Raw genomic sequence first — 13,861 nt, 5'->3', positions numbered from 1 at the left:
CATAATATGAACGGACAAATTTCAAATATTTGTCTGGACAACTTTTGTAACAATTGTCATGCTGACTCCCGAAGCAGCCAATGTGCGCCCATATTTCGGAGAGGATTTTTCGCTCATGACTGATGCTATTTTACGGGGGCGCAAGGTTGCGCTCCTGCTTTCGGGCGCAGCTATCGCCCTGACCGCCGCGCCCGCTTGGGCGCAGGATACAGCCCCTATTGCGGCGGCAGAAGAAGCGGATAGCGGCGATTCCATCGTCGTTACCGCGCGCAAACGCGAAGAAACTTTGCTTGACGTGCCGATTGCGGTCAATGCGTTCAACGCCGCGTCAATCCAGGACAAAATGGCGCAGGACGTTGCCGATCTCGCCGATTTCACGCCGGGTCTCCAGATGCAGGAAGCGTTCGGGCGCGGCAATGACCGTCCGATCATCCGTGGCGGATCGAACATCCTGTTTGGCGACGGCAAGGTCGGCGTATTTATCGACGGCATCCCCTATTTTGGCGACTTTTCCTCGCTCGACCTCACCAATGTCGAGCGTGTCGAAGTGATTAAAGGCCCGCAATCGGCGGTATTCGGACGCGGCACATTGACGGGCGCAATCAACGTGGTGATGCAGCGCCCCGGCGCCCGCCTCAAAGGCAATGTATCGGCGACCTATGGCAATTTCGGCCGCCGCGAAGCCAGCGCCTCCATCTCCGGCCCGATCACCGAAGGCATCGGCTTCCAAGCGGGCATCAAATATTTCGATATTGACGGCCAATATATCAACCATGCGGTTCCCGGCGAACGGCTGGGCGACCAGAATACCAAACAATATACCGCTGGCCTATTCTTCGACCCCACCCCCGACCTCAAAGCATCGGTGCGCTGGTTCCATCAGGAAGATGATGACGGCCATTTCGCCATCGGAATGCAAACATCGGCTGCGAATAATTGCTACATGACGACGCGCCCTTATTATTGCGGCGTAGTCAAGCCGATGGACCGGTTCGGCATCAACACCAACAAGATGTTGCGCCCCGGCACTTATCGCAATGCAGACCGTTTCCTCGGCGATATTTCCTATGATATTGGCGGGTCGGGTTATGAATTTTCGCTGCAGGCGGGCTATAGCGACCTGTTTGAAGTGGTCGGTGTCGACCAGACCTATGACGCACGCTCCTTCTTCTTCCTGCCGCCGTCGGTGTGCCGTTTTGCCGGTATCCCCAATCAGGATTGCTCCAAATCAAGCTTTGAAGCGACGACCGGCACCCGCCGCAAAACGCAAACCTATGAAGCGCGTATCACCTCGCCGGGCGGCGATGCGTTCCGCTGGCGCGTCGGGGCTTTCTACAGCATCGACAAACAGCATAGCCTCGAAAAATATCTGGAGCTGAACGAAGTCGGCCCCGAATTGCTCGCCGATGGCCGTCGCGTCAAAAACCTCGCTTTCTTTGGCGGAGTCGATTTCGACATTGCCGACACGCTGACAGTCGGCGCGGAATTGCGCCACCAGATCGACAAGGTGCGCGGCATCACTCCGTCCTACCGTGTCGGCGATGTGTTTGATGCGGCCTATCTTGGCACCATCAACAACGCCAATCCGAACCAGATTGTCGGTGTCGCCAATGAGCGCAACGCGACGTTCAAGGCTACCCTGCCGCGCGTCACGATCAATTATAAGCCCTCGCGCGACCTGTCTTTCTATGCGCAATATTCGCAAGGCAACTCGCCGGGCGGGTTCAACAAGCCGACCGCGCCGGAATCGCTCTATAAGGAAGAAAAGCTCATCAACTATGAAGTTGGGGTAAAAACCACCAAATTCGGCTTTGATTATCTGAACCTGTCGGCCTTCTGGCAGGATTATAAGAACCAGGTGCTGACCAACACGTTCGTTGCGAATAATGTGGTCGATTCCTATGCGGTCAATATCGGCCGCACCCGCATCCGCGGGATCGAACTGGATGGCCAGCTTCCGCTTATCGACGATATTTTGAAGCTGCAGTTCAACTACACCTTCCTTGATGCCAAGATCCGTAAAGGGGTGGAACCGGAGCGCGCGCTGCAATTGCTCGGCTCCGCGTGCAAGACCGGCACCGGCGTCAATCTGGCCCTCCCCGGCTGTTACGACGCCGCCTCGATTGCAGGCAACCGCCCGCCGCTCGTATCCAAGCATAGCGGCTCTGTCGGCTTGCGCTTCGAACATGACACGGCGGGCGACCTCACCGTGTTTGCAGGGGCGGACGTGATTTACCGCAGCAGCTATTTTGCCCAAGTGCTGAACCTTGCCGAAAGCGGCGATTCCACCAAGGTCAATATGCAGGTTGGCGTCCATGACAATAATGGCCTGCGCCTCACCGTGTGGGGCAAGAATATGCTCGGCGACAAAACCCCGGCCGGTATTTTGCGTTACCTCGATTTCCCCGCACCCCGCACGCCCACCGGCGATTATGCGCGCGGCTTTGGCATTACGTCGGCCCGCAAGGCGGAATATGGCGTGACGCTCACGAAATCCTTCTGAAGGATGATCCAGTAGAACCTTTTGGGGCAGGCCCGGTCTTATGGCTGGACCTGCCCTTTTTTCTGTCCTTCCCGTTGCTCAAGAAAGCCTGTTCATGCCCGCTTATCTGATTGTTACCGCGACCATTTCCGATCGCGAAGCCTTCCTCTCCGGCTATGGAGCCAAAGCCGCTGCTCTGGTCGAAAAATTCGGCGGCACCTATAAAATGCGCGCGCCCGGTGCGACCTTGCTGGAAGGCGGGTTCGGCGATGGCGGATCGGTGGTCATTTCCGAATGGCCCGACAAGGAAACCGCGCTCGCCTTCTGGAACTCGCCCGAATATAGCGAAGCGAAAAGCTTGCGGCAGGGCGTCGCCGATTGTCAGGTGCTACTCATCGAAGCGCCCGCCATTTCCGGCTGATTTTTTACATTCGCTCAACAGGAGACTTACCTTCATGTCCAAATTTTTCGCCATCATCACCCGCGACAAACCCGGTGCTAAAGCTACCCGCATGGAGAAACTCAAAGAGCATCTCGCCCATGTCGAAGCAGGGCTGGACCGTCTGGCGGTCGCGGGGCCATTGCGCGATGCGGAAGGGAATTTCGTCGGCTCGCTGCTCGTGGTAAAGGCGGACAGTGAAGCGGATGCGCGGGCCTTGCTCGAAGCCGATCCCTATTACAAAGCCGATATCTGGTCCGACATCCAGATCAGCGAATTTAATGCCGCCGCCGGAGATTGGGTCGGCGGAAAGACGTGGTAAAGGATAAGCATATGGCCCGTATTGCGCGGATTGAAGCGACCGGTGGCCCCGAAGCCATCGCCTTCCACGATGTGGACTTGCCACCGCCCGCTGAGGGCGAGGTGCAGGTGCGCAACAGCGTGGTCGGCCTCAACTATATCGACACTTATCACCGGCGCGGCATCTATCCGGTCACCCTCCCCTCCCCGCTTGGCGTCGAAGGTGTGGGCGTGGTTGAAGCGGTCGGTGATGGCGTCAGCGGTTTGGCGCTCGGCCAGCGCGTCGGCTATTTCGGGCCGGAACTGGGCGCTTATGCAACCCACCGCAATATGGCCGCAACCTCCTTGTTCGCGCTCCCCGATGATGTGGCGGATGATGTGGCGGCCGCCGCGCTTCTCAAAGGCTGCACGGTCGAATTTCTGGTCGAACGCTGTGCCAAGGTCGAAGCGGGCTGGCCGGTGCTGGTCCATGCGGCAGCAGGCGGCGTAGGCCTCATCCTCGTCCAATGGCTGAAAGCGATTGGCGCCATCGTCATCGGCACGGTCAGCACCGAAGCCAAGGCCGAACAGGCCCGCGCTGCGGGCGCGGACCATATCATCTTCTACCGCGAAGAAGATACGGCCGCACGGGTGCGCGAAATTACCGGCGGCAAGGGCGTGCGCGTCGTCTTTGACGGCATCGGGCAGGCGACATGGGAAGCTTCGCTCGACAGCACGGGGCCGCGCGGGCTGATTGTCAGCTATGGCAATGCGGACGCGCCGGTGAATAATGTGAATTTGGGCGTGCTCGCCTATAAAGGCTCACTCTTCACCACGCGCCCGACCTTATTCGCTTATTATGCCGACCCCGCCGAGCGCGCGGCAGGCGTCGCGCGACTGTGGGAAATGATGCGGTCGGGCAAAGTCAGCATCAGCATCGGCCAACGCTATGCGCTGGAAGATGTAGCCGAAGCCCACCGCGACCTTGAAGCGGGCAAGACGGTCGGATCGACGGTGTTGCTGGTGTAAAAATACGGACGGGCGGGAGGCCGTAAAAGCTCCCGCCCGTTTTTGGCTATGAGTTGAAGGCCTTTATGGCAGGGCTGGTTCAAACCGGTCATTTCGCGCGGAGGCGCGGAGGCGCGAAGGGTTCACGCAGAGACGCAGAGAGCGCAGAGGACGGTAGGGATAACTCGAAGATCATGGCTTCCATTTCTCCGCGCCTCCGCGTGAACCTGAAATAAGATGCCCTATCGGGCAGATCCCCCTATCAAACATCGATCTTAAAATTTAACCGTTAGTCCTGAGTTTATCGAAGGACGGGCCTGCAATAATGACCGATAGTGTTTATCAACGCAGCCGCCTCAAGACTAACAGATTTCAGCTCACCTTCCGATTTCGATCAATTCGATCCGTTCTCCGGCCACGCCTTTGACCGTGGCGCTGCGGCGGCCGCCATAGAGCGGGCCGTTTTGCACTTCCGGGGCCGTGAAAAATGCAACGTCCAGTGCGTCCAGATCATCGACTGCAAGCGCGATCATGGCGTTGCCGGGAGGAAGGCTTTGCGGGTCGCCCTGACGTTCCGTCGCCTCTGCCGGATAATCATCCACCTCGACAATCGGCAGGCGGCCTTTTTGCACCATCGTGATGGTCGTGCGATAATCATCGGCCAGACCGAACGCCTTGTTGATCATCGAATATGCGAGCGTATAGCTTGAGGAAATATCGAGATTCAGCGCCTTTTCATACCATTTGAGGCTCGCCTCGCGGTCGGGGGTGGCAAGGATCACGATGAAAATATGGTCGGTCAGTGATTGCGCCTTGGGAAGATCGGACGTCGGCATATTGTCCGCGACTTCATTGAGGTAAATCATCTCGCGCCCGCGCCCCGTCACCTGCATCGGGATGAAGGAGGGCATCCCTTCCAGCGCCTTGGGCGGGCCGACAATGGTAAAACCGCTGCCTTGCAAACGGTCGGGCCAGCCAAACACATCCTTGACGGTGAGCTCATAGGCGGCCCAGCCATAAGTGCGCGTCGGCTTGAAATCGTCCGGCACCGGCGCTTCGACCAGCCGGATGAAGCAATGCGCACCGCTTTGCGGGCGGAGCAGCGCATAAGGCGCGCCAGCACTGTGCGGACAGCCCCAACTTGCCGCGAGCCGCGCGTCCAGCTTGCCCTCTTCGACAATATCAAGGCCCAGACAGCCATGATAATCGGCGAGCGCCGCGTCGAGATCGGGCGTGGTGATAACGCCGCCAAGAATGCGGCCATGTGTCAGAAAATCGGGTGTAAGAACATCATTCATTTGAACATCGCCTTACGCTTTTCGAGGAAGGCCGCGACGCCCTCTTTGAAATCCTCGCCGGTAAAAGCGCCAGCGAACAGCGCCTGTGTTTCGGCATCATCATCGGCTTGGCCATCCAGGATGCGGCGGACAATTTTCTTGGTGTTGCGCACGCTATGCGACGAGGCGGTCGCGATAGTCTCCGCCAAGGCCAATCCGGCGGCCAGCGGGTCTTCATCCAATATTTCGATGAGACCGATACGCTGTGCCTCGTCGGCGCCAATCAGTTGGGCTGTAAACAGGATGCGCTTGGCCTGCGCGGGGCCGACAAGGTCGACGAGCAGCTTGGTATCGTGGAGCGAATAGACAAGGCCGAGCTTCGCGGGCGTAATGCCGAAACGCGAACGCGGCGAGGCGACGCGCAGGTCACATGCGATCGAAAGCCCGCAGCCGCCGCCGACGCAATCGCCGTCAATCACCGCAATGACCGGCTTGTCCGCGCGGGCGAGTTCGATCTGCACACGGCTGATCGCGGCCTGATTCTTCGCCCGCCATGCGGGGTCGAGCGCGCCCTCCCCAAATTCGGCAATATCCGCGCCCGCGCAGAAAATGCCGGGTTCGGCAGAGCGCAACAGGATGACCTTGACCGCATCATCGGCCAGCGCCGCATCGAGCAGCACGGGAAATTCTTCCCACATCGCTTGCGTAAACGCATTGCGCTTCGCCGCGCGGTCGATCAGCAGATGGGCGACCGCGCCGTCTTTTTCCAAGCGCACGCTCATGCCGGGTCCACCTTGGCGAAATGTTCGGCAATGTCGCGCCGCGTGGTGATCCACACATCTTTTTTCGCAGTCACATGGCGGAAAAATTCTTCGAGCGCCCAGATGCGGCCCGGACGGCCAATGATGCGCAAATGGAGGCCCAAGGACATCATCTTGGGATTGCCCGCTTCACCCTCGCGATAAAGCTGGTCAAAGCAATTTTTGGCATATTCCAACCACTGCGTCGGCGTCATCGCGGGGTCGGTCCACATTTTCATGTCGTTGGAATCAAGCTGGTAAGGCACAATCGTGATCGGCTTTCCCGCGACCGTATCCTTATCCCAATAAGGAACGTCGCCCGAATAATCGTCCATATGGTATGTAAAGCCTTCTTCGATGAGCAGGCGGCGCGTATTATCCGTATGGAAATAGCGGCTGAGCCAACCATAGGGGCGCACGCCCACCGTCTTTTCAATCGACTGGACCGCCTTGCGGATAAATTCGCGCTCTTGCTCTTCGTTCATCTTGAACTGGTGGACCCAGCGATAGCCGTGGCTCACCGGTTCATGACCAAGATCGGCAATGGCTTGCGCGATTTCGGGATGGTTTTCCAACGACAGCGCGGCGACCGTCCAGCTTGCCTTGATGCCATAATCTTTGAGCAATTTGACAATGCGCGGCGCACCGGCTTTGATGCCATACATATAGTTGGATTCATTGCCATAATTGCGGATCGGCGATTTGATATGGATGCCCAGCTCATCAACCGGCTCCATGCCCCGGTCACCCCGCGCCACGGTCATTTCCGACCCTTCCTCGACATTGACCACCACAGACAAGGCCAGCTTCGCGCCATTGGGCCAGTCGATCCGTTCTTCGTTCATTTTTCTACACTCTCCATTTGCCCGTGACCGGACACCTTCCTATCAACGCACCCGATAGCCCTGAGCCTGTCGAAGGGCGTGTAGCAGCATGGTGGCCCGTGCTTCGACAAGCTCAGCACTATCGGTAAATTTTTAAACGTCTTTACAGACTCAATGCATTTCCTCGCCGCCCGACACGTTCAAGGCCTCGCCCGTCACATAGACCGCATCATCGGACGCGAGCCATGCGCAGGCAGCCGCAGTATCGCTCCCCATGCCGGGGCGGCCCATCGGGTTTTTGCGCTTCATGTCGGCGATATAGGCCTCGACCGTATCAAAGCCCAAAAGCTTGGAGAAATATTCATTCTGCTTCGCGCCCAGCCCCGTGGTCACATGGTTGGGACAGACTGCATTGACGGTGATGCCATAAGCGCCAAGCTCGATAGCATTGGAGCGGGTCAGGCCGACCATGCCATGTTTGGAACTGGTATAGGGGGCCATATGCGGGAAGCCGGACTTGGCCGCTTGGCTCGCAATATTGATGATGCGCCCACCCTTACCGGCTGCAATCATCGCCTTGGCTGCGGCCTTGGTGCCGTAAAAAGCGCCCGACAGATTGACGCCGATCACCGCTTCCCACTCGTTTGATGTGGTTTCGAGCAAGGGCTTCATAATATAGCCAATGCCCGCATTATTCACCCAAATGTCGAGCGACCCGAAGGTTTCGACCGCTTTGGCCGCAAGCGCCTCGCAGCTTGCTTCGGAGCGCACATCGCACGGGATGACCGCGACTTGAGCGCCGCGCGCGCGCAACTCTTCGGCTACGGCTTCCATCTCGTCGGTGGTGCCGATGTCGCCCGCGTCCATATGTTCGGCAGGCTTGCCAAGGTCGGACACGATGCAATTCGCACCTTCATCGGCAAAGCGTTGCAAGATGGCCTGCCCCAGACCCTTTTCACGACCGGACCCGGTGACGACGATCGTTTTGCCTGCAAAGCGTCCGGCCATTATAAAGTCTCCGTCAGGATGAATTGGGGATTGTCGGCAAAGGCCTGGAATTCCGCCGCCGCTTTCTGGATGACTTCGCCCGCGACATCCTTGCCGAACGCATCCATGTCGGCGACGTCGATCACTTCAAAATATTGGTAAGGCGATTGCGCATCGCTGCCCAACACACCGGTCGCGCGGTGGACCTGGAAATCCGTGACCGACCCCAGCGCATTGACGCCTGGAATATCGGTGGTCTTGGCCCAATTTTCATAAGCGGCAGGATCTGCATCGGGCTTGAGGTTGAACAGGACAATAATACGCATGAGGCTCTCCTTGGGGATTTTGATGTTATAGATAGGGCGACGGGGTGAAGCCGTTCAATCCCGCATCAAGTGTGCGGGCGAGCGCGATGAGCGCGGCTTCGCTATGGGCGGGACCGACCAGTTGCACCGCGACCGGCAGGTCCTTTTCATCCACTCCCGCAGGCACAGAAATAGCGGGCAGCCCCGCTATATTGGCAAAGGCGGTAAAGGCCGATTGGGTGACGGGCGGGCGATTGCTGTGCGGGAACGCGGCTTGCGGCGTGGTCGGCATGAGGAGGACGCCGTCCGTGCCGATGGCATCAAGCACCGCATCGCGGGTGCGCGCCAAAATGCCTTCGGCGCGTTCCACATCTTCGGCGGAGCGGCCTTCGGCATAATCGAGCATGAAGCGCAATTCTTGCGACAATTTTTCCGCCGCAAATAACCGCGCATTACCAAGGTGGCCGATAAGTTCGCGCGCGGCGACCACAAAGCCTGCAAAACGCACAGCGGCGGCATTGTCGGGGAGCGCCAGCGTGCCGGTCGGCATCGCCGCCAGCAAGGCTTTAGACTTGGCATAGACTTGTTCGACGGCGGGTTCACATTCAACATCGCCAAAACTGTCGAGCAACACCAGCCGGTCGAGCGTCACGCCTTGATCGACGCCATCGCACAGCACGGCATTGAGCGCATCCAAATCATCGAGCGAGCGCGCAATCGGGCCGATACTGTCGAGCCAGTTGCTCAACGGCACCAGCCCTTCATCATCAATCGCGCCATGCGTCGGCTTGATGCCGTAAACGCCATTATAGGCCGATGGCAGGCGCACCGACCCCAGCGTATCGGTGCCAAGCGCTGCAACGCACAACCCCGCCGCAACCGCAGCCCCGCTCCCGCCTGACGAGCCGCCCGGCGTATGGCCTTCGCGGTGCGGGTTGATGGTCGCGCCGAACCAGGGATTATCGGTGGTCGCGCCCAAGGCCGCTTCGTGCATATTGAGTGTGCCAAGGATGATCGCGCCCGCATCGCGCAGCCGTTTGACCGCCGCGGCGTCCTTGTCAGCCACCACCCCGCGCCGCATTTCCATGCCCGCATTCCATTCAAGACCCTTAACCGCGATATTGGTTTTAACCGCAACCGGCACGCCTTCCAGTGCCCGCGCCGTGCCGTTGGCAATGCGCGCGGCGGACTCTTCGGCGGCAGACAAAGCACCATCGCGGTCGATGTCGACATAGGCGTTGAGCGCCGGATTATGCGCGTCGATGCGCGCGAGATAATAAGCGGTGACGGCGACAGGGTTGGTTTGGCCGGACGTGTAGGCGTCGCGGAGGGCGGCTATGTCGAGATGGTGGAGGTCGATCATCTACACCAAACCTATAAAGGTGTAACAGCCTAAGCCCCTCCCCTTCATGGGAGGGGTCGGGGTGGGGGCTGTCCATCTAGCGCCGTGTTTGCGGACAGGCCCCACCCCCGGCCCCTCCCCTGAAGGGGAGGGGAGTTTTAGGTCTGCCAATCCGGGCTGCAAACCTCTCACAATCCACGCTCGTCGATCAAACGGATCGGCTTTTGGCGCACATCAATCTGTGTCGCAGCAGCGGTATCGCCGACGCCGACGAGCTTGACGGTTACTTCAACGCCCAAGCCTTGCCGCAGCATATGCGACAATTGCGCAGCGTCGGTGCCGCCGCGGCTTTCCAAGGTCACGCACATATCGTCGCGCCCGGCACCATCGCGGGTGAGGTTGCACACATATTCGCCGGTCAAATCGGCGCGGTTTTCGATGAGCGCGCCAATGGCGTGGGGGAACACATTAATCCCGCGCAGCTTCACCATATTATCGCTGCGGCCCTTGAAGCCCGCGATGCGCTTGAACACCATGCCGGTCTGGTTCGCACCGGTCAGTTCATGGGTAATGTCGTGCGTGTTGAAGCGGATGCAGGGCGCAATATCGTCCTTGAACAGGCAGGTGACTACCATGTCGCCGGTTTCGCCCGCACCGACCGCCGCGCCGCTATCAACGTCGAGCAATTCCAGATATTGCGCATCTTCCCACACATAAAGCCCGTCGCGTTCCGGTCCTTCGCCCGCGATAGAGCCGGTATCGCCAACGCCATACCAGTCATAGGCCTTCGCCCCGCCCCATGCTTTTTCAACGCTGGCCCGGTCTTCGGTGCCAAGATGGCCGCAGATCATTTTGATGTTGATCTTGTCGAGCAGGCCTTCGGCTTCGGCGACTTCGGCAAGTTTACGGATATAGTCGATGAAGCCGACCAGCACCGACACGTTGAAATCCGCCATCAAACCGACCTGATTGATCGAGCGGGTTTCGATGCCCGTGCCTGCTGACAGGAAGATCGAGTTGGTGAAATGGGTGACGGCCTCGCGGATATAATGGCCGCCATTAATCATGCCGTGGCCATAAACCGACTGTACCACATCGGACGGGCTGACCCCTTGCCAGCGATACATGCGACCTACCAAAAGATTAGTAATTTCGCGGCCCTTGGGACCGAACAGCAAGGCTTGCGGGCGCCCCGTTGTGCCGGAGGTCGTATGGAAAATCGTCGGCGCGCGGTCTGGTCCGCCCAGCCCGCCAAAATCGCCATAAGGTGGATGGTCGGCAATCGAGGCCATCAGGTCCGTTTTGTCGTAAACGGGCAGTTTGGTAATATCTTCAAGGCTTTTAATGTCGGCGGCTTCTATACCCTTCGCGCCCCACAGGCGTTGATAGAAAGGGATTTCCCAACCGCGCTTCATCAATTTCAGGAACCGCTCATTCTGGAGCGCGTGGAGTTCATCGCGGCTCATCGCGGTATAGCGCGCGGTGAACGCATCGCCGACCGGATATTCCTCCAGCATCTGCTTGGCATCAAAGGCTTCGAAATAGGTAGGGAAGGTCATACGGACTCCGGAGATGAAAAATAAGAGAGGGGATCGGTGAACAGCCGCGCATCAGGCTCGCTTGCGGCAAGGTCGCGGGCGAGGCTGCGTTTGGCTTGGGTTTCGGTGTCGCTCATCTTGGCGAGCGGATGGCCGAGCGTATGCGGGATGACCCGCTCGATGCTGGTGCCATCGGTCAAGGTCACAACCAGCCGTTGCGGCGACAAGGCGTTGGGATCACTATTGCTGTCAAGCGTGATGCTAAGCTTGGCCGCGAGTGTCTGTATGACGGGGTCGGTAAAGGTCGCGGGCGTAAAGCGGCGCGGGTCGATGCGGCCATCGGTCAGCATGAGCGCCGACAGCAATGGCAGGCACAACCGCGCATAAGCGGGTGTCATATCGGGCAGGAATGTCCGCCCGACGAGCCGCTGAATAAGCGGCGGCACAAAGGCTTCGATGCTTGCGATATTATCGACAGAAATCGCCCCTTCGCGCATCAACCGGTCGATGGTGGACAGCACGGCATGGCTCGCGCGGCCTGACGGGAAAGGCTTGATGCTGACCTCGCCGATCAGCCAATCCTGCCCGATAATCGCGGCATAAGTGGACGGGTCGCCCTCGTCGATCAGCTTGAAATAGCCGAATGGTCCTTCCAGCACATCATGCGGTGCGGTGAGGCCTGCCTTGACCAGATCGACCGCCGCAACCGCCGCGCGGGCGGCATGGGCAATCTGTAGAGGAAGCGTAATTGAGCCTTCGACATGGGCCTGCATTGTGCCCGCGACCTGCGAATAGGCAAGGCCCAGCACATCGGCGACTTTTTCCACGCCCTCGATACGCGCAACCGCCAGCGCCGCGCCGATTACACCCGCTGTTGCCGGCCGGAAAAAGCGGAGCGGCGAGGTCGCGGAAATCCCCAACCCGCTGGCAATATCGACACCGACCGCGAGCGCGACCAGCGCCTCTTCGGGATCGCATCCCCCGCGCCGGTCAATCGCTGCCATCAGCGCCGCCGTCACGGTTGACAGCGCATGGACCACGGCGGGTTCATGCACCGCATCCCATTCGAGGCAATGGATCTGGAAGCCGTTAACAAAGGCCGCGCTTGCGGCGGGGAGGCGCAGATCGCGCGCGATAATGCGGGAATCGCCCCCCTGCCCCCAGCCTTGCGCGGCGCGCAAAACGCCATCGGCGCCCGGTGCGGTCGAGCCTGCGGCTCCCGTCGCCAGCGTATCGCCGAGCAAATGCAAGGCCCAATCGCGCACTTGTGGCGGCAGGCGATGCTGCGCGCGGGCAAAGTCCAAAATTTTGCTAGTTGCGCTGCCGGTCACGCTCATAACCATTCCTCCAGCAAGGCGGTTATGTCGGATACACGGCTGCCTTCCAGCACGGTTGTGATGGCCTTGTCCGCTGCGCCCGCTTCAATCCCGCCCCACGCCATCAGCGCGCGCGCTTTATCGACCACACCGTCGCTATCAAGCGGGCGTTCGGGGTCACCGCGCGTATCGGTCAAGGATATGGTGCCGCTTGCGCTCGAAACCGAAGCGCCGAAATGGGCAGGGTAAGCAGCGGTAAAGTCCGCATCTTCTTCAACCGTCACCTGACGGCGCGCATCGGCAAGTGCCGCAATCGCATCGGGTTCAAAATCGGCCAATTGTGGCACCCCGCGTTCCATCACGATCGCAACCGCATGTTGTAGCGAAAATTTCGCCTGCAATATGCTTTTCGGATCAGGCCGGTCGCAAAAGGTCAGCGCGTCGCGATAGGTGGAGACCGTCACCGGCCCGTGCAACGCGCCTTGCGCTTTTAGTTCCAGCGCCGCGTCAATTGCGGGATGGGCATGGCGGCACGCGCCCCACGGCTTGAAGCTCACCTCGTTGATGCGCCAGCCGTCGCGATATTCGACCACGCCTTGTCCGGCGCAGGTCGCGGCATAAAGGCCTTGCGGGCCTTCCAATATAAAGCGCGGGCCGGTGATGCCCGCCACCGCTTGCCGCGCTGCCGCCGTGCCGGTCGTCACCACATGGGCAAGATGCCACTGTTTGGCCATGACCGGCTCGTGGCGCATTTGCCAGAAACCGCCCGTAACCGATCCCGCCAAGCCCATCGCCGAGACAAGTTGCGCTTCATCCGCGCCCAAGCGCAATGCTGCTGCCGCCGCCGCGCCAAAGCCGCCCGCGCTCGCCGTATTGTGCCAATAGGCATAATGGCGCGCGTCGAAACTTGCGCCAATGGCGATCATCGCTTCATAGCCGCGAATGGCGGCATCAAGCGCGTTATCCAGATTATCATCGCCCACGCCCAAAGCGGCGGGCCATACTACGGGACCGGGATGCAAGATGGCGGTGCGATGCACATCGTCCATTTCCATAACATTGCCAAGCCAGGCCGCCCGCGCGACCGCCGGTTGCGGGATGCTGCGCTCGATTACCGCAACCGCCGATGTGCGCGCCGCCGCGACGCACGCGATCCAGTCCAACAGATGCTGCCGCGCTCTTGTCCTGACAATATTTTCTATCGGGCGCTGCAAATGCTTTGCAATATGTTCGATTACGCTATGGTTATCGGTGTTCATGTATT

13 protein-coding genes are annotated in these 13,861 nt (G+C 59.5%); 4 read left to right on the top strand and 9 right to left on the bottom strand.

Going from position 1 to position 13,861, the window contains the following annotated elements:
* Positions 1-58 precede the first annotated feature (58 nt).
* The 4 genes from DMP17_RS13475 to DMP17_RS13460 are packed head-to-tail and all read left to right on the top strand — an operon-like array spanning position 59 to position 4,229.
* On the top strand, positions 59-2,503 hold the full coding sequence (locus DMP17_RS13475) for a TonB-dependent receptor (RefSeq protein ID WP_337829591.1): 2,445 nt from the start codon (positions 59-61) through the stop codon (positions 2,501-2,503).
* 40 nt (positions 2,504-2,543) lie between these two features.
* Positions 2,544-2,903, top strand: coding sequence for a DUF1330 domain-containing protein (locus tag DMP17_RS13470; RefSeq protein ID WP_337829590.1), 360 nt, complete (start codon positions 2,544-2,546; stop codon positions 2,901-2,903).
* Positions 2,904-2,937: 34 nt separating this feature from the next.
* Positions 2,938-3,243, top strand: a complete 306-nt coding sequence (locus DMP17_RS13465; protein ID WP_337829589.1) for a YciI family protein — start codon at positions 2,938-2,940, stop codon at positions 3,241-3,243.
* Between the two features lie 11 nt (positions 3,244-3,254).
* Positions 3,255-4,229, top strand: coding sequence for a quinone oxidoreductase family protein (locus DMP17_RS13460; RefSeq protein ID WP_337829588.1), 975 nt, complete (start codon positions 3,255-3,257; stop codon positions 4,227-4,229).
* 356 nt (positions 4,230-4,585) lie between these two features.
* Here DMP17_RS13460 and DMP17_RS13455 read toward each other — a convergent pair whose 3' ends face one another.
* The 9 genes from DMP17_RS13455 to DMP17_RS13415 all read right to left on the bottom strand — a co-directional run bounded on the left by DMP17_RS13455 (position 4,586) and on the right by DMP17_RS13415 (position 13,856).
* Positions 4,586-5,506 (bottom strand): VOC family protein, encoded by a 921-nt coding sequence (locus tag DMP17_RS13455; protein ID WP_337829587.1) that lies wholly within the window; start codon positions 5,504-5,506, stop codon positions 4,586-4,588.
* Complete coding sequence (locus DMP17_RS13450; protein WP_337829586.1) at positions 5,503-6,267, bottom strand: enoyl-CoA hydratase/isomerase family protein; 765 nt, start codon at positions 6,265-6,267, stop codon at positions 5,503-5,505. The genes DMP17_RS13455 and DMP17_RS13450 overlap by 4 nt, the downstream gene beginning before the upstream one ends.
* Positions 6,264-7,130 carry a polysaccharide deacetylase family protein gene (locus DMP17_RS13445; protein ID WP_337829585.1) on the bottom strand — a complete coding sequence of 289 codons (867 nt, stop codon included), beginning with the start codon at positions 7,128-7,130 and terminating at the stop codon, positions 6,264-6,266. The genes DMP17_RS13450 and DMP17_RS13445 overlap by 4 nt, the downstream gene beginning before the upstream one ends.
* A 150-nt stretch (positions 7,131-7,280) precedes the next feature.
* Positions 7,281-8,117: an SDR family NAD(P)-dependent oxidoreductase gene (locus tag DMP17_RS13440; protein ID WP_337829584.1), complete on the bottom strand. Its 837-nt coding sequence runs from the start codon at positions 8,115-8,117 to the stop codon at positions 7,281-7,283.
* Positions 8,117-8,422, bottom strand: a complete 306-nt coding sequence (locus DMP17_RS13435; RefSeq protein WP_337829583.1) for a hypothetical protein — start codon at positions 8,420-8,422, stop codon at positions 8,117-8,119. The genes DMP17_RS13440 and DMP17_RS13435 overlap by 1 nt, the downstream gene beginning before the upstream one ends.
* A 25-nt stretch (positions 8,423-8,447) precedes the next feature.
* Positions 8,448-9,764 (bottom strand): amidase, encoded by a 1,317-nt coding sequence (locus DMP17_RS13430; RefSeq protein WP_337829582.1) that lies wholly within the window; start codon positions 9,762-9,764, stop codon positions 8,448-8,450.
* Between the two features lie 167 nt (positions 9,765-9,931).
* Positions 9,932-11,302 (bottom strand): phenylacetate--CoA ligase family protein, encoded by a 1,371-nt coding sequence (locus DMP17_RS13425; protein WP_337829581.1) that lies wholly within the window; start codon positions 11,300-11,302, stop codon positions 9,932-9,934.
* Positions 11,299-12,618, bottom strand: a complete 1,320-nt coding sequence (locus DMP17_RS13420) for an MmgE/PrpD family protein (protein WP_337829580.1) — start codon at positions 12,616-12,618, stop codon at positions 11,299-11,301. Before DMP17_RS13420 ends, DMP17_RS13425 begins: the two co-directional genes overlap by 4 nt.
* Complete coding sequence (locus tag DMP17_RS13415) at positions 12,615-13,856, bottom strand: MmgE/PrpD family protein (protein WP_337829579.1); 1,242 nt, start codon at positions 13,854-13,856, stop codon at positions 12,615-12,617. Before DMP17_RS13415 ends, DMP17_RS13420 begins: the two co-directional genes overlap by 4 nt.
* Positions 13,857-13,861 lie beyond the last annotated feature (5 nt).

It is taken from the genome of Pseudonocardia sp. TMWB2A, from assembly GCF_017312135.1.
Note: the sequence above shows the minus strand (reverse complement) of the source record. Positions and strands in the feature narration are given on the sequence as shown.